The 15,025-nt window shown below is 45.6% G+C and carries 15 protein-coding genes and 8 tRNA genes; 6 read left to right on the top strand and 17 right to left on the bottom strand.

Going from position 1 to position 15,025, the window contains the following annotated elements; genetic code table 11:
• Window positions 1-78: 78 nt before the first annotated feature.
• The 4 genes from OJ16_RS18165 to OJ16_RS18150 all read right to left on the bottom strand — a co-directional run bounded on the left by OJ16_RS18165 (window position 79) and on the right by OJ16_RS18150 (window position 1,159).
• The gene (locus OJ16_RS18165; RefSeq protein ID WP_040992658.1) at window positions 79-477 is read right to left on the bottom strand and encodes a nitrous oxide-stimulated promoter family protein; all 399 of its coding nucleotides are present in this window, start codon (window positions 475-477) and stop codon (window positions 79-81) included.
• Between the two features lie 378 nt (window positions 478-855).
• A tRNA-Cys gene (locus OJ16_RS18160) sits at window positions 856-929 on the bottom strand.
• A gap of 35 nt (window positions 930-964) precedes the next feature.
• A tRNA-Gly gene (locus OJ16_RS18155) sits at window positions 965-1,040 on the bottom strand.
• Between the two features lie 32 nt (window positions 1,041-1,072).
• A tRNA-Leu gene (locus OJ16_RS18150) sits at window positions 1,073-1,159 on the bottom strand.
• A gap of 404 nt (window positions 1,160-1,563) precedes the next feature.
• Between OJ16_RS18150 and asnA the strand changes: the two genes are divergently transcribed.
• Window positions 1,564-2,571, top strand: a complete 1,008-nt coding sequence (asnA, locus tag OJ16_RS18145) for an aspartate--ammonia ligase (protein WP_040992657.1) — start codon at window positions 1,564-1,566, stop codon at window positions 2,569-2,571.
• 276 nt (window positions 2,572-2,847) lie between these two features.
• Here asnA and OJ16_RS18140 read toward each other — a convergent pair.
• The 7 genes from OJ16_RS18140 to OJ16_RS18110 all read right to left on the bottom strand — a co-directional run bounded on the left by OJ16_RS18140 (window position 2,848) and on the right by OJ16_RS18110 (window position 4,478).
• Window positions 2,848-2,921, bottom strand: a tRNA-Cys gene (locus OJ16_RS18140).
• A gap of 35 nt (window positions 2,922-2,956) precedes the next feature.
• Window positions 2,957-3,032: transfer RNA gene (locus OJ16_RS18135), tRNA-Gly, on the bottom strand.
• A gap of 9 nt (window positions 3,033-3,041) precedes the next feature.
• Window positions 3,042-3,128, bottom strand: a tRNA-Leu gene (locus tag OJ16_RS18130).
• Window positions 3,129-3,206: 78 nt separating this feature from the next.
• A tRNA-Gly gene (locus tag OJ16_RS18125) sits at window positions 3,207-3,282 on the bottom strand.
• Between the two features lie 50 nt (window positions 3,283-3,332).
• Window positions 3,333-3,406 (bottom strand) — tRNA-Cys (locus tag OJ16_RS18120).
• 177 nt (window positions 3,407-3,583) lie between these two features.
• Window positions 3,584-3,940, bottom strand: a complete 357-nt coding sequence (locus OJ16_RS18115) for an MmcQ/YjbR family DNA-binding protein (protein WP_040992656.1) — start codon at window positions 3,938-3,940, stop codon at window positions 3,584-3,586.
• 58 nt (window positions 3,941-3,998) lie between these two features.
• A complete protein-coding gene (locus OJ16_RS18110; protein ID WP_040992784.1) occupies window positions 3,999-4,478 on the bottom strand; it encodes a MarR family winged helix-turn-helix transcriptional regulator in 480 nt (159 codons plus the stop codon).
• Between the two features lie 193 nt (window positions 4,479-4,671).
• Here OJ16_RS18110 and OJ16_RS18105 point away from each other — a divergent pair, with 193 nt between their 5' ends.
• Window positions 4,672-5,556 carry a DMT family transporter gene (locus tag OJ16_RS18105; protein ID WP_040992655.1) on the top strand — a complete coding sequence of 295 codons (885 nt, stop codon included), beginning with the start codon at window positions 4,672-4,674 and terminating at the stop codon, window positions 5,554-5,556.
• Window positions 5,557-5,596: 40 nt separating this feature from the next.
• Here the strand turns inward: OJ16_RS18105 and viaA are convergent, their stop codons facing one another.
• Together viaA and OJ16_RS18095 are read right to left on the bottom strand one after the other, a co-directional pair.
• Window positions 5,597-7,042: an ATPase RavA stimulator ViaA gene (gene viaA / locus OJ16_RS18100; RefSeq protein WP_040992654.1), complete on the bottom strand. Its 1,446-nt coding sequence runs from the start codon at window positions 7,040-7,042 to the stop codon at window positions 5,597-5,599.
• A gap of 7 nt (window positions 7,043-7,049) precedes the next feature.
• Window positions 7,050-8,711 (bottom strand): ATPase RavA domain-containing protein, encoded by a 1,662-nt coding sequence (locus OJ16_RS18095; protein WP_040992782.1) that lies wholly within the window; start codon window positions 8,709-8,711, stop codon window positions 7,050-7,052.
• Window positions 8,712-8,998: 287 nt separating this feature from the next.
• Here OJ16_RS18095 and OJ16_RS18090 point away from each other — a divergent pair, with 287 nt between their 5' ends.
• The 4 genes from OJ16_RS18090 (at window position 8,999) to OJ16_RS18075 (ending at window position 12,110) form a co-directional block, all read left to right on the top strand.
• Window positions 8,999-9,529, top strand: a complete 531-nt coding sequence (locus OJ16_RS18090; protein ID WP_040992779.1) for an NUDIX hydrolase — start codon at window positions 8,999-9,001, stop codon at window positions 9,527-9,529.
• 21 nt (window positions 9,530-9,550) lie between these two features.
• A complete protein-coding gene (ltaE, locus tag OJ16_RS18085) occupies window positions 9,551-10,558 on the top strand; it encodes a low-specificity L-threonine aldolase (RefSeq protein WP_040992653.1) in 1,008 nt (335 codons plus the stop codon).
• A 192-nt stretch (window positions 10,559-10,750) separates the two neighbouring features.
• Window positions 10,751-11,062, top strand: a complete 312-nt coding sequence (locus OJ16_RS18080) for a c-type cytochrome (protein ID WP_040992652.1) — start codon at window positions 10,751-10,753, stop codon at window positions 11,060-11,062.
• 124 nt (window positions 11,063-11,186) lie between these two features.
• Window positions 11,187-12,110: an LpxL/LpxP family Kdo(2)-lipid IV(A) lauroyl/palmitoleoyl acyltransferase gene (locus tag OJ16_RS18075; RefSeq protein ID WP_040992651.1), complete on the top strand. Its 924-nt coding sequence runs from the start codon at window positions 11,187-11,189 to the stop codon at window positions 12,108-12,110.
• 64 nt (window positions 12,111-12,174) lie between these two features.
• On the opposite strand, the gene OJ16_RS18070 is transcribed toward OJ16_RS18075, so the two are convergent.
• From OJ16_RS18070 to cyoE, 4 genes are all read right to left on the bottom strand, one after another.
• Window positions 12,175-12,774, bottom strand: coding sequence for a hypothetical protein (locus OJ16_RS18070; RefSeq protein WP_236688742.1), 600 nt, complete (start codon window positions 12,772-12,774; stop codon window positions 12,175-12,177).
• A gap of 136 nt (window positions 12,775-12,910) precedes the next feature.
• Window positions 12,911-13,432 carry a copper chaperone PCu(A)C gene (locus OJ16_RS18065; RefSeq protein WP_040992650.1) on the bottom strand — a complete coding sequence of 174 codons (522 nt, stop codon included), beginning with the start codon at window positions 13,430-13,432 and terminating at the stop codon, window positions 12,911-12,913.
• Between the two features lie 62 nt (window positions 13,433-13,494).
• Window positions 13,495-14,100, bottom strand: a complete 606-nt coding sequence (locus tag OJ16_RS18060; protein ID WP_040992649.1) for an SCO family protein — start codon at window positions 14,098-14,100, stop codon at window positions 13,495-13,497.
• A complete protein-coding gene (gene cyoE, locus OJ16_RS18055) occupies window positions 14,097-15,017 on the bottom strand; it encodes a heme o synthase (protein ID WP_040992648.1) in 921 nt (306 codons plus the stop codon). Before cyoE ends, OJ16_RS18060 begins: the two co-directional genes overlap by 4 nt.
• Window positions 15,018-15,025: the final 8 nt, after the last annotated feature.

Genomic DNA, 15,025 nt, shown 5'->3' with positions numbered 1-15,025 from the left:
GACACGTAGCAGATGACCAAAATACACTTAAGGGGCATTTATGCCCCTTTTTGCTATCTAAAAATCACTCTAACGTGCTTATTTCGATAATCGGATATGACGATTAGATTGGTTTGGCTTTGGTTTATCAGGCACTTGCTTACGCTCGTGTCGTAAATGACGCAGTGCCAACAAAGGATGAGGTAACAGCATTCTTGGCCCCGAATACCGCATCACAAGCCTCATCTGCTCTTTCGGCTTAGGCTTATAGCAATGGATAGGACAACGGTTACACGTAGGCTTAGATTGCCCATAAGGACAACGATCAAGGCGTATTTCAGCGTAATCAATTAACGCCTGGCATTCTTCACAGAGCGCGTGACCTTGCTTTATTGCCCCTTGATGGTGATCACGGCAATAAATCGCAACCATAAAGGCGACCGTATGAAACTCTTTCAATAACTCGCCCGTCAACAACTCTGAACTCGGTTTCTTCACAACTCGATGCCCTCTAGCGACGTCAAAGATAGCGATAATAATACGATACTTATGATAATACGATTCATGTAAAACAACAGTCTCTAATAGCCACGTTCAACTTCCAATGAAACGGTCCACCAACAAAGACCCGCTATCACGAAATAGCGATCAATAAATAAGCCAATTAACGATTAATCAAATAAGTCTTTGAGCATTGTGGCTAATTAGAATGAGGTTTTACACAAGATGATGGGGAGTAAATAATGGATAGAACAAGAGGTTTATCGGGAAAGGCCGTATTAGGAAACGTATTTAGACCAAGATCGAGAAAAACCAACTTAATGGCTAACAGGTCTTATAAAATACTTAGGGAATCACGTTCGAATGAACCAGTAATGGAGGCGCCTCCCGGAGTCGAACCGAGGTACACGGATTTGCAATCCGCTGCATAGCCACTCTGCCAAGGCGCCTTACTGTTTTGAACCAATGTATCAAGAAGATAAATTGGAGCGACACATCGGGTTCGAACCGATGACCTCAACCTTGGCAAGGTTGCGCTCTACCAACTGAGCTAGTGTCGCATTTTTTGCTATTTAACTAGCAAAAGAATTAATGGTGCCCCGGGCCGGACTTGAACCGGCACAACGCGAACGTCGAGGGATTTTAAATCCCTTGTGTCTACCGATTCCACCACCAGGGCAACACAAATTTCTTTGTGATGCCTTTACTGAATAAGTAAAGCACCATGCCCTCGCCGCTTTTGCCTTGAGAACGAGGCGTACTTTACCGGATTATTTTTTTTGGTCAACAATAAATTTGCGCAATTTAATCAAGTGGTTAGTTTGCATTCGTAATGCTTGTATTTTGATCTAATTTTGTGCTTTAGCTCCTGTTTTTCAGTCTTCAAACCCTCCAAATTAAATCGCAATCGCCTCACTAAACTCCGCCATAAATAAAATCGGATCATCAATGTCTCTCATTTTGATGAGATTTCGCTGCGTATTCTGCTTTCAAAACGGACGTTGAGGCGGAATAAACAATAGACGCTCATAACACTCTCGCGTAAATTGTTAAAAAATGGACATATTTAGAAAAGGACTTTTCATGAAATTGCAGATACCTGAAAATTATCAACCGTTATTGACGCTTCGCGATACCGAAGTGGCCATAAAAAAACTCAAAGATTATTTTGAGTATGCCCTGGCTTATGAACTTTATTTAACGCGCGTTTCTGCCCCATTATTCGTCAAACCAGAAACGGGTCTTAACGACAACCTAAACGGTACGGAACGACCAGTGAGCTTCGATTTACTCGATGACAATGGGGCGAATGTAGAAGTGGTGCATTCATTAGCCAAATGGAAGCGTATGGCGCTAGGTCGTTACGGTTTTCAAAAAGATGAAGGCCTTTATACCGACATGAATGCCATTCGTCGTGACGAAGAACTCGACAACATTCACTCGATCTATGTCGATCAATGGGACTGGGAAAAGGTTCTCGATAAATCGATGCGAAACGAAGAGTATTTGCGCATCACGGTAGAAAAAATCTATAACGCGTTTTTAAAAACCGAGAATTACATCTATCAGGAATACCCTGTTTTAGAACGACGCCTTCCGGCTAAGGTGACATTCATCACGTCACAAGAATTGCTTGATCGTTACCCGGGCCTTTCGTCTAAAGATCGCGAAAATGCTATCTGTAAAGAGCATGGCGCGGTTTTCATTGGCAATATAGGCCATCCCCTTTCCGATGGGGAGCGTCATGATGGGCGAGCACCTGACTATGACGATTGGAATCTCAACGGTGACTTATTGTTTTGGAATCCCGTGTTAAACAGCGCGCTTGAGTTGTCTTCAATGGGCATCCGGGTTTGCGAGCAGAGTTTGACAGAGCAATTAGCGATTGCAGGTTGTGAAGATCGCGCTTCTCTCCCCTTCCACAGCATGGTTTTGAACCAATCACTGCCTTACACGATTGGAGGTGGTATCGGCCAATCACGCATTTGTATGTTCTTCTTACAAAAAGCCCATATTGGGGAAGTGCAGTCATCAATATGGCCTGACAGCATGATTGCAGAGTGTGAAGAGAATAAGATCCAGCTGCTGTAAATCACTCTACATGCCCAAACAGCTTGAAGGAACAGGTAGGCGGCAAGCAAACAACACCTCTGATCATAGATGCGCTATGCGATGAGATTTGAGAGTGCCAGTCAACACCGCTGCAACGTCAAGTAGGACAGGTACAACGATTTATTTTGCCGATGAGCCCTGACCTAGCGTTGGGGCTTTTTATTGGCTAACAGGTCTGATGGCGTCTTGAGCTTCGTTGAGTAAACCCCAGATAGCATAAAGCCTCAGCACGAATGCTGAGGCTTTATAATAAAATGGAGGCGCCTCCCGGAGTCGAACCGAGGTCCACGGATTTGCAATCCGCTGCATAGCCACTCTGCCAAGGCGCCTTAATTTTGAACCAATTCATCAAGAAAAATGAAATTGGAGCGACACATCGGGTTCGAACCGATGACCTCAACCTTGGCAAGGTTGCGCTCTACCAACTGAGCTAGTGTCGCATATGTTGATGGTGCCCCGGGCCGGACTTGAACCGGCACAACGCGAACGTCGAGGGATTTTAAATCCCTTGTGTCTACCGATTCCACCACCAGGGCACACAAATTTCTTTGTGATGCCTTTACAGAAACGTAAAACACCATCTTTTGATACCGCTTTCGCCATATCGTTTAATTTGGAGCGACACATCGGGTTCGAACCGATGACCTCAACCTTGGCAAGGTTGCGCTCTACCAACTGAGCTAGTGTCGCATTTTTATCACATTGCCACTTTCTTCTTAGACACATAATCTAAGAGAAAATGGAGGCGCCTCCCGGAGTCGAACCGAGGTCCACGGATTTGCAATCCGCTGCATAGCCACTCTGCCAAGGCGCCTTAATGAAACGCTTAAGTTACCCACCGCTGCGTTCGCTGCATACTTTACGGATTCCGCGATCAGAGTCAAACAAAAAACTTAAATTGTTGTTCGTTTGCCGAATATAAAAGCGATTGGGTGACTATTCGATCAAATTGAACAAATTTTATAATGCTGACTTGTTGAGTTTTCGTTGGTTAATCAAAACCCAATGCAACGCGTTCCAGTTTTTTTAGCCCTTTAACCACCAGCGCATACGAACGTTCACTCAGATCTTCCACCATACCGTCTTCCACATCGCCTGGATAATAAACCGTAATCCAATGCCGTTTATTGGTATGGTAGCCCGGAGTGATATCGGTAAATTGAGACGTCAGCACTTCCCCATCTTCTGGTTTTACTTTTAATGTGACGAATTCACGTCCTTCCCGTTTCGCCAATATGGCGAACATTTTCCCTTTCACTTTATAGACCAACGTATCTGGTCCAAACGGATAATCGGCTTCCACGCATTGAAATGAATCGAGAAACCTTGCTAATTCATTATTCGTCATTGGTACTCCTTTTTTGGACTGATCGCCGTATGCATGCCCAAGTTAATCGCAATAGACATTAAAACGCTGCCAGCCACTGCGTGAGCATCGCATTTAATTGTCCACGTTCTTGTTGCGCGATACCCGCGATGAGCTCTTCTTGCAAATTGACGTGTTGTTCGATCAATTGTGTCATCAGTTCAAAACCGCTTTCGGTTAATTGCACCGTGACGCTACGACGATCATGCTTATTACTCACTCTCGTAATAAGCCCCTTTCCTTCAAGTCTATCGAGTCGGTTAGTCATCGCACCCGAGGTAAGCATTAATGCGTCAAGCAATTCGCTTGGCGTTAACGCATGGGGCTTCCCACTACGAAGCAACGATGCCAATACATCAAACTCTCCAAGCTTAAGGTCATGCTGCTTATGCAGTTTAGAAATTTGTGTCTCCAAGTGCTTACTCAGCAGTAGCATCCGCCCAATAATCGCCATTGGCTCGGTGTCGAGTTGGGGTTTTTCTGTCGCCCACTGGTTAACCGCTCTTTCAACGGGGTCTATGCCTAACGAATCTTTCATATTCGGTTCTTATTTTACTCACTCTCACACAGGAAAATCGGCGCTAGGGTTCATGCCGCAGCAGAGCCTCTATCATCGAACGGTGAGATATTTATCTTAATGTAAAGATACTTTACAGCGCCGCGATAACGCCGTAAATTCTCACTTTAATATCTTTATGTAAAGATAAGTAACTATGAACGTACTTCTTGCGATGATCCCCGCTTTTTTTTGGGGCTCTACCTATGCCGTGACCCAATATACTCTGCCCGATTGGCCACCGATTTTACTGGGCGCGCTGCGTGCACTCCCTGCGGGTTTATTGCTATTCGCCATTAAGCCAACCTTTCCAATCGGCAAGCAATGGCGCCAACTCGCCTTGCTAGGCACGATTAACATCGCCGTATTCTTCAGCCTCATTTTCGTCATGGCCTTGACCCTTCCTTCCGCCATATCCGGCGTAGGCATGATGACGCTGCCCGTCTTTGCGATGCTCTATCACTGGATCTTTCGCCAGCGCACCCCTGCTGCGATTCAAGCCTTATGCGGTGCGTTGTTGATTCTGTTGGCGTGGTGGTTGTTTGATCCCAGTGAGATTACCCTAAACCCTATTGGTTTAATGGCCATGCTGGCCGCCGTGATCTGCATTGTGATTGGCAGTGATATCACCCAGTCATTGGGAAGCAGTATGCATTGGTGGCAAGTGCTGACTTGGCAATTAATTCTGGGTGGTAGCGTGCTGAGCTTAGTGGCAACGGTGCACGCGGTGATGGAGCCTTTACCGTACTTAACCGCGATAGGTCAGTTCAACCTGCATAATTTACTTGGATTAGTGTGGGTCATCGTGCTCAATACTGCCTTGGGTTACGGCTTATATGTGTGGTTGTTGCAACGGATGACGGTGGTAGAATTTACGTTTGGCGGCATTGCCAACCCGATTGCGGGTATCGTTTTTGGTTTACTGCTGCTTGGTGAGCAATTTAGCCCACTTCAATATAGCTTAATGTTTGGTATGATCATGATGTCGTTACTGCCTCAAATTGTGCAGCAGTTGCGCCAGCGTAAATCGCCTCGCGTATGACCCTAAAGCGCATCGACATCATCTAAAGGATGCGCGAGTCTTACCACTTGCGCATCAAGCGTCCTACCAGCGTTGGGTGATAAGCCCAGCTGTGATCAAACATTCCTAACAGTTCTGGATTGCCGTATTTCGATAAGCTAATCGCATGGAAGCGGTTTGAACGCGCTTTTAATACGGCGACTTGTTGCTGCATCGCTTCCATTGGCGCCGGTGCAATAAAATCAGAAATGACCACCATATCGGCATTACGATACTTATCACCTCGCATCAGAGCCACCGTTTGTTCAATCACCGGCTCTAAATCCGTGCCGCCATGAAAACTGTAACTGAGGAAATCGCTCGCTTCTCGTAAGCCGTCTTGTCGCGTTAACTCATAGGTGATGACTTGTGTTGAAAACAACATGACATAGCAATCACGATCTTCCGCGAGCGCGATTTGCATCAAGGCGTAGGCCATTGCTTTTGCACATTGTTCAGGGAAACCACTCATCGACCCTGACGAATCAATACAAACCACGAACGGCCCTTTATCAATATCCGCTTGTCGATGATCTGGCGTTAGCGCGCGAACCTTTCTTAAGGTGCGCGATTTACCCTGAGTTTTATAGTTCATCAAACGCTTATCCACTAGATGTTTATAAAAAATCACCTCTAGCTCAGGATAAGCCAAAAATAGGGTTTCGTTCGGCAGTAGTTTGTTGAGGTCATCACTTTCATGCACACCGACAATATCATCGGTCGCCTCATCGGATAGCGCTTCCACCACTTGCAATTCTTCTTTTGGTGTTCGCTGTAGACTCGGATCATCCACATCGCTCGCCATTCTGCCAAGCTGCTCGGCAATCTCTTGCAACCCTTGGTGTTTCGTTAAAAACTCGGCGTGTCGCTTCATGACCGACAAGTCATTTTTACTCAATTTTGCAGACGCCATGTCCCACAACCGGCCTACACTGCTTTCATCCCCTTCCTGCGTCACTTTATCCATATTTTTCATGGTTTCCATTCGCTGGTAGAGATCTTTCAGCACTTTCTCTTTATTGACTTCTAATTCCGTCAGTTGAGCCTGGCGAATCGCGTCATAAAGACTTTGATACCATTGATCGCAGAAGTAATGAGGAAACATAGGGTTGGTTAAACCTTTATTTTTCTCAAGGAGTCGTCTTGCATGCAAATAGAAAGCACTATGCCACTCCAACTGCTTAACGACGTCAGGAATTTTCTGAAAGAACGTTTTTTCGTCCCAATGAATGACTTCCTGATAGAGGGCTAGTTCTTGTTGAAAGCGTTCGGTTTCGCACACCTTGGTGATGCGTTTTTTTACGTTACCGCGCCATTTAACAAGATGATTTTTCACCGAGGATTTAATCCCTCGATTTTCCGCCATGGCCATCACTTGAGAGCGTGCCATTAAGTCATTTACAGCAGAATCAATAATGCCTGAATCGGCAATCATTAAAGCAAGATTAAGTCCATCAGCACCCAGCATACATCACCTACACGAAGAACTGATCAAGACTACGGAATCGAAATATCGTACGTTCACATTCTGCTCTGGTCGATTCAAGCTGCTGTTGCAATGTTTGTAAGCCCGCTTCCATCGCCAACGGTAATTCAGGATGAATAAAACCATGCGGCAAAGCGCCATGAAAATCGGATTTTACCTTGCGTAGATGATGTTCAGCCTGCTCTAGTTGTGCCATCGCCTGCTGAGATTTCGTTAACCACTCTTGATACAGCGACGCATCTAAGCCTTTGTGATCCACTAACCCGACCAAAACCGCCCGATTTGCAATATCTTTAACGATGAGGGTATTCGCCGCATCGAGATCAAAACGTAATAGACAAAGGTTCGTGTTCTGATTCACATAACCATAAACGTTACCGCTGCCTTCTTTAATCACTCGCTCTAGCTCGTTTTTTGGGACATAAACCCACCGACTATCGCCTTTTTCTGATTCCGACACAGACATATTACTTTGCAATAGAACCAGTTTAACTAAATCACCTGCACTGCCCACTCGATACGATTTTGCGTGGCTTACATCATAATGATGGATCTGCTTTTTGATCAGTCCGGTGGTCGATTCAAGCGAAACGAGCATCGAAAATTCCGACTCTAACTCCTCTTGGATATCAAGTAACTCTTCACGACATAAGGTTAACTGTTGCTCGACCGATTGCTGATCAAAGGCATGATTCAACGCAAATTCATTCATCACTTGCTGAACCATTTCTAGCGATTCCGGGCTATTCCATAGACAGTCTTGCAACAGCAATAGATCTAACGGATTAATCGCATCGCGCCCATTAAAGTAAGCACTGGCTTTAAGCAATTTAACGGCTTTTTTCCAACGTCGGTCAGAAACATACATCTCTGATTGAGCGAAATCGGCCCCTACTTCCGCCGCCTTTTGCTCAAGTAACGATTTCAGCTGATAAAGTTTTTCAAATACGTCATCACCCAGCGTCAACTGATCGAGCTCTTGTTGCCATTGATGATATTCACTATCCGTGATCGCGAGGCCCGGTGGGATTTTTGCTTCTTGCACAGTGCCGACCGTCAGCATCGATTTGAAATTCTGCTTATTCTGAATGCGGTTAACAAAGATACGCACGAGCATGCGATCGTAAAGCGCCTCAAGACCACTGTCTTTGTCTGGCAATTCATTGGATGCTGAGACTAACAAGCGCATTGGTACGCGCTCTATATCACTGCCATTCTTGAAGGTTTTTTCATTCACGACCGTCAGCAAGGTATTGAGGATAGCAGGACCCGCCTTCCAGATTTCATCCAAGAAAACCACCTGCGCAGTAGGCAAATACCCCTGAGTTAAGCGGTGATAACGACCATGATCTTTCAACTCTTGAATACTGAGAGGGCCAAAGACTTCTTCTGGCGTGGAAAAGCGTGTCATCAGATATTCAAAATACGACGAGTGATCAAATGCTTGAATAAGACGCTTTGCAATCAAACTTTTTGCGATCCCCGGAGGCCCAAGCAGAAACACGCTTTCACCGGCGAGAGCTGCCAATAAACACATTTTGATGGTGTCTTCGCGTTCGTAAACACCATCAGAAAGTGCTTTCGCCAACTTATTAATGCGCTCGGCAAGTAGCGCCTTATTTGAGTGACTGATTCGAGAAGTACTAATCAACACTAGCTCCTTTTATTATGATCATTCGATAACGATGCTTTATAGCGAAACAGCAGCATGGTGAACAGTGAAATGTTATTAAATTGTTACATTTACTTTTAAAGAATAGCGTAAATATTTATAGCAGAACCATTTTCGCGGAGACAGCATGCAATCATTGTTTGCACAATTGAGATATGCATCACCTTTTAGTGTGCAAAATTCTCAACACCTTAGAATTACGAACCTTTTATTTCCTATCGCTGTGCCTTCAGGTAGCATCAATCTCTTTAACGCTGGCCAAAATCATGACGCAATCAAGTTATCAAAATGTGATCCATACCTGGAAGCGTATTTCTCTGGTTGAAGAGGACCTTCTACTGCCCAATGGTCAGCCGATCACGCATACGACGATCGCGCATCCCGGCGCCGCCGTCATCCTGCCAATCACCGATAACGGTGACATTGTCTTCATTAATCAATACCGCCCTTCATTAAAAAAGTGGCTACTTGAATTACCGGCAGGCACGCTAGAAGACAATGAGCCCATTGAGCAATGTGCGAGCCGAGAGCTTGAAGAAGAAACCGGCTACAGTGCTGAAACGCTTTATCCTCTTGGCCAAGTTACGCCACTGGCTGGCTTTTGTGACGAGATACAGTACTTATTTGTGGCTAAAAAACTCTCTAAAACTGCACGTTATCTGTGTGATGACGATGAAATCATTGAGGTCATCCATTTACCACTTGCCCAAGTAGAGCAAATGATCATTAATGGTGAAATCACGGACGCCAAAAGCATTGCCTGTTTATCGAAGGCAAAGCTGTGTGGGTATATATAGACGATACAGAAAGAGGTATTCATGGATTTTCGTTCAGACACGGTAACTAAACCAACCCCAGCAATGCGTCATGCCATGGCGAATGCACTTGTAGGTGATGACGTCTATGGGGACGACCCTACCGTTAACGAATTGGAACAGTGGGCCGCGCAACGACACGGCTTTGAAGCGGCGCTTTTTACGACTTCCGGCACGCAAGCCAACCTACTTGGCTTGATGGCTCACTGCGAACGCGGCGACGAATATCTGTGTGGCCAGCAAGCGCATAACTATCGTTATGAAGCGGGCGGCGCTGCGGTATTAGGCTCTATTCAGCCACAGCCAATAGAAAACAACCCTGATGGCACGCTCGATTTCGCCAAACTCAAAGCGGTGATCAAACCGGACGATTGTCACTTTGCTCGCACTCGCTTACTCAGCCTTGAAAATACGATTAATGGCAAAGTACTGCCTTTGGCCTACCTTGCACAAGCTCGTGAGTTTGTTGATCAGCACAACCTCGCCTTGCACCTGGATGGCGCGCGCGTTTATAACGCAGCTGTCGCACTGGATGTCGATGTATGCGAAATCGCTCAACACTTTGACTCAATGACAATCTGCCTTTCAAAGGGTCTTGCTGCGCCGATAGGCTCGTTGCTGTTAGGTACAAATGAGTTTATTGCGAAAGCACGTCGCTTGCGTAAGATGCTTGGGGGCGGTATGCGACAAGCGGGTATATTAGCCGCGGCAGGTAAGCTGGCATTAACCGAGCAAGTGCCACAGCTTAAACAAGATCACATCAATGCCAAGCGTCTCGCGGAAGGGCTAAGCCAAATCCATGGTTTTTCTGTCAATGCCGATTTCATTCAGACCAATATTGTCTTTGTAAAATTAGCCGACACGATTGATGTTAATGCATTGGCCGATAAGCTCGCGCAAGATGGCATTACTATTTCTGCTGCGAATCCTCTGCGATTTGTAACGCATAAAGACATTTCCGCATCCGACATCGAAACACTGCTTGAGAAACTGGAGCAGTACATGGCATAACGCCGTTCGATCAGGCAACGCAATAGACCGCGCTCTCTCAATGAGGGCGCAGTCGAGCGCCTTCTCAGCTTCAATGTGAGCGGCTATATGGCCAAACACATGATAAATGGCATTCAGTAACACCTTTAAAGACACACCGAAACCCTTTTCTCTTTCTTATCAATGATAACAATACCGACAATGACACTGCACATGAAGCCACTGATTACTCTTGTATTTCTATTCGCGTCTCCCTTTGTAAATGCCAACGCCTTGGGCAACGCTGACCTTGGCAAGGTGAAATCCCCAAGCTGCGTATTCTGCCATGGCCAAAATGGCCAAGCCCTTAACCCGAGTTACCCAAACCTAAACGGCCAAAATGCTGAATACCTTTATCAATCAATGGTCGATTACCAACAAGGTAAACGCACCAGTGGCATGGCGCAAATGATGGCCGCACAACTTAGACAACTGAATGAACAAGATCTCCGTGATATTGCTGCCTTTTATGCACAACAACCATAATCTTTAATACTGAAAACCAATGAAATTTCGCTCATTGGTTTCTTCTTCGCGTCCACACAATTTGTTTGTGTCATTACCCAGTTCGATATAGACTGCGCCACCTTCCAAATATGACGAAGAATCAATGAGCAACCCAACCCGTTCGTTTCAGCGACAGTTTCTCCACCCACGATACTGGGGAACACTTCTCCTTGTCGCGTTTATGTACTTTCTGAGCACCTTGCCTTTCAAAGTTCAAATTAAGCTTGGGAAAAGCGTTGGGCGCTTTGCGTTAAGTCGCATGAAAAAGCGTACTCACACGATTCGTCGCAATCTGGAATTATGTTTTCCACAAATGAGCGATGAAGAAAAAGAACTGCTCATCAAACACAATATTGAAAATACCGGCATTGCCATCTTTGAAACGGCAATGGCGTGGTTCTGGCCAGATAAGCGTGTCAATAAACACGTGACGATTGTTGGTATTGAACGATTAGTTGAACTCGAAAAACAAGGAAAAGGCGCGTTGATGCTAGCCGTTCATTCAATGAACTTAGAGCTTGGCGCACGTGCTTTTGGCATCAAAATGTCGGGTATGGGCGTGTATCGCCCGAACAACAACCCATGTTTTGACCATTTTCAATACCATGGGCGCTCACGCTCAAATCGTACCTTGATTGATCGCAAAGACGTTCGAGGTATGATCCATGCCTTGAATACAGGTGAGCGCGTTTGGTACGCCCCTGACCATGATTACGGTCGTCGTCGTTCTACTTTTGCGCCGTTGTTTGCCGTTGATAAGGCTTGTACGACGACCGGCACAAGCTTGCTGGCGAATGCCGCAAATTGTGAAATCGTGCCATTCACTATGGTTCGAGATGAAAACGATCATTACATTTTGACTATTCATCCATTCTTGGAAGGCTTTCCAAGAGATGATGAGACCGAAGCCGCTATCTTTATTAATAAAGCGGTTGAGACATCGATCATGGCAGCACCAAGCCAATACATGTGGTTGCATCGCCGTTTCAAAACTCGCCCTGAAGGCGAAGCGTGTCTCTACGTTTAATACTCCGCTCAAACATTAAAAAAGCAGCGCCTGAAAAGGCGCTGCTTTTTTATTACTCGACATCTCACTCAATATCACTCGTGACCGGATTAAAGATCACCTTTCGTGTTGTCACCAAACAAAGCGTCGGCGGCTGATCGGTTAAAAAGGCTTGCTTTGATTCATCCCGCTTATCGCGCAAGACCGATGTCATAGCATCGAGTCGACCTTCAAATGCCCACTTACTAAACGCTTCATGACGCGCGTCACTGCAGGAGGTTTGTAAGACGTAGCTTTCCGTGACGGAAGTATCACACCCACCAGCACTGTTTTTTACCCCATGAAAGGAAACATGGCTTTTTCGGTCGCGGTATTGCGTCACCGCTAACGCATTATACAAATGCACATCATCGGGCACTTCTTGATAACCAATTAAACGATGGGGATTTTTCTTTAAAGCCTGCTGGGCAAGCACTCGCAGCTCTGAATTGCACGGTAATGACTGCTTATCCGCAATGATATCCATCGACGTCGAATATTCGGGCGCTACCTGTGCGACGCCCTGTAAGCTTGTGAACGATAGCACCAGCCCACATAGCGCTGTTTTTAGCTTCACTTGGCTTAATTGCACCTGTATCAGTTTCAACTTACTTCGTTTCATCTTGATTAGATCCAATCGCTTCATCACTGACTCCTCACTCCTATCTTCAAACAACTTAAAGGGGCAGATAAACGACAAACAAAGCCTCGCGCATCTCTGGGCGCTGAAGCGAGGTTTACGAGAGTCAATACACTGCCACTTAAAATAGAATGAAGCATGCCTATTCCTTCACTATGGGCATGTTGATTGAATGACGTGAGCCGCCCTCTTCTATCAATGTCAAAGAAATCGACTCATTGGCTTTAAATTGTTGTGCGACACCCATGAACATCAAATGAAACCCACCCGGCGTAAGCTCAAAAGTTTGCTTTGGCTGGATTTCAATCGAATCCACTTTACGCATTGCCATTTTGCTATCGCGCATAAACATTCTGTGAATTTCGGCGTGTTTCGCAGCGCTCGTTTCGACCGCAACAATACGAATGGGTGACTCACCGGTATTCGTCATTTTCATATAGCCCGAGCTGACTTTTATTCCCGGAATCGTTGCTTTGACGTAAGCGTTCTCAACTTGTAGGTGATCAATTTGAGCTTGTTGAGATTGAGCATCTGTTGTGGAGAGTTGATGCGTGTTTTTAAGCCCATCACCATCTTGTACCTCGGCATGAGCATGCGCACTGGCTAGCGTAGGGGCAGCACTGAGTATCAGCGCAAGAGAGAGTGTTAGGATTGGAGACTTCATAAACTTCCTACCTTGTAGTGATTGTTCAGAATAGTGACTGCTCAGAACGGCTTAACAACGCGTTATTTCCTTAATTCTCGTTCAATACGCGCAGCCAATTCAATCGGTGTCGTGCTATGGCTCATAGAGTCAACCAATTGGCCTTGCTGATTAATGATATAAAAACGTGAAGCATGATCGACGGTGTAAGCAAGCTCCGAGGATTCCATATTCACCAAATCAAAATAGACGCCGTATTGTTGGGTGAGTTGTTTGATCTCTTCTTCAGTGCCTGTCACTCCCAGCATTCTTGGGTCGAAATATTGCGCGAAATCCTTTAATGAATTCAGATCATCACGGCCCGGATCGACACTGACAAAGAACCCCTGAATATCATCATAATACTGTTGATCAACTTGTTTAAATGCAGCCGACATGACGCCCATTGAAGAGGGACACACTTCAGCGCAATTTAGAAAACCAAAATACAACACCACAACCTGGCCTTGATGCTGATCTAAATTGGCCGTACCGTCAGCGCTGTTCAAACTAAAATCCCCTCCCAAATCTTTCAACTGGCGCGGTTTTTCGCCGATAGGAATGGTTGAATTATAAAAGTACAGTGCAAGAATACCTGCTAGCGCCAGTACGCCAGCAAGTAACACCCATCTACCAGGATTTTTTGTCATGATTTCATCCCATCAAACAGCGTAATAACGCAAGCAAATTGCTCACTTGTCGACGCCTCTGGCGTTGAAAAATCAACCGAGATCAATACGCAGAACACCATGATACTGACGATCGAAAAAATGGTTAACTGCTTGCCCCATTGCTCAGCGGGCATTTTTTGAAAACTCACTTTTGCCAAATAAAGCCAATATAAGCTGACTAGACCCATGCCTAACGCATACCAACTTCCGGCGTAACCAAGGTAAGTCAACGCAAAGGTCGCGGCGGCAAACGCTACGATATAACCGATAATGTGGTAACGCGCAGTCGCAATGCCTTCTTGAATCGGGAGTACCGGAATTGAGGCGGCTTTGTAGTCATTAAAACGATAGATCGCAATCGCGTAAGAGTGAGGAATTTGCCAGATACAGAACGTAATGAAGAGGATAACAGCACCCATATCCAATTGCCCTGCCACTGCGCAATAGCCAATCACCGGTGGGCAAGCACCTGATAAACCACCAATAAGCGTGCCGTGAACCGACTGACGTTTATAGTGCAAGGTGTAGAGCCCGACATAAACAGCAAAGCCCAACACGCCAAATGCAAATGCCATCATCGAGGTAAAGAGATACAGGCTAAGAAAACCCGCCAATCCTAATACACTGGCCAAGATCAAAGCGTGCGAAACCGGTACGGTTTTCTGCACTAACTCGCGCTGACACGTACGCTTCATTTTTGCGTCGATATCTCTATCAACATAGTTATTAAATACACAGCCTGATGCAACGATTAAGCTGGTCCCTATACACACCGCAGCAAACATCAGCCAATCAATCTGCCCTTGAGAGGCAAGAAAGAAGCCTGCAGCCGCAGCAACTAAGTTGCCACGGATAATGCCCGGTTTAGTCAATTGAATATAATGATTTAAGGTCATAATTATTG

This window comes from Vibrio renipiscarius (assembly GCF_000827885.1).
GTDB classification, from domain to species: Bacteria; Pseudomonadota; Gammaproteobacteria; order Enterobacterales; family Vibrionaceae; genus Vibrio; species Vibrio renipiscarius.
Note: the sequence above shows the minus strand (reverse complement) of the source record. Positions and strands in the feature narration are given on the sequence as shown.

Excerpts from the sequence above, each read along its gene's own strand:
- OJ16_RS18065 (WP_040992650.1), bottom strand. The coding sequence starts at position 13,432 with ATGAAGTCTCCAATCCTAACACTCTCTCTTGCGCTGATACTCAGTGCT.
- cyoE (WP_040992648.1), bottom strand. The coding sequence starts at position 15,017 with ATGACCTTAAATCATTATATTCAATTGACTAAACCGGGCATTATCCGT.
- OJ16_RS18115 (WP_040992656.1), bottom strand. The coding sequence starts at position 3,940 with ATGACGAATAATGAATTAGCAAGGTTTCTCGATTCATTTCAATGCGTG.
- asnA (WP_040992657.1), top strand. The coding sequence starts at position 1,564 with ATGAAATTGCAGATACCTGAAAATTATCAACCGTTATTGACGCTTCGC.
- OJ16_RS18075 (WP_040992651.1), top strand. The coding sequence starts at position 11,187 with ATGAGCAACCCAACCCGTTCGTTTCAGCGACAGTTTCTCCACCCACGA.
- OJ16_RS18060 (WP_040992649.1), bottom strand. The coding sequence starts at position 14,100 with ATGACAAAAAATCCTGGTAGATGGGTGTTACTTGCTGGCGTACTGGCG.
- OJ16_RS18105 (WP_040992655.1), top strand. The coding sequence starts at position 4,672 with ATGAACGTACTTCTTGCGATGATCCCCGCTTTTTTTTGGGGCTCTACC.
- OJ16_RS18090 (WP_040992779.1), top strand. The coding sequence starts at position 8,999 with ATGACGCAATCAAGTTATCAAAATGTGATCCATACCTGGAAGCGTATT.
- viaA (WP_040992654.1), bottom strand. The coding sequence starts at position 7,042 with ATGCTGGGTGCTGATGGACTTAATCTTGCTTTAATGATTGCCGATTCA.
- OJ16_RS18080 (WP_040992652.1), top strand. The coding sequence starts at position 10,751 with ATGAAGCCACTGATTACTCTTGTATTTCTATTCGCGTCTCCCTTTGTA.
- ltaE (WP_040992653.1), top strand. The coding sequence starts at position 9,551 with ATGGATTTTCGTTCAGACACGGTAACTAAACCAACCCCAGCAATGCGT.
- OJ16_RS18070 (WP_236688742.1), bottom strand. The coding sequence starts at position 12,774 with ATGAAGCGATTGGATCTAATCAAGATGAAACGAAGTAAGTTGAAACTG.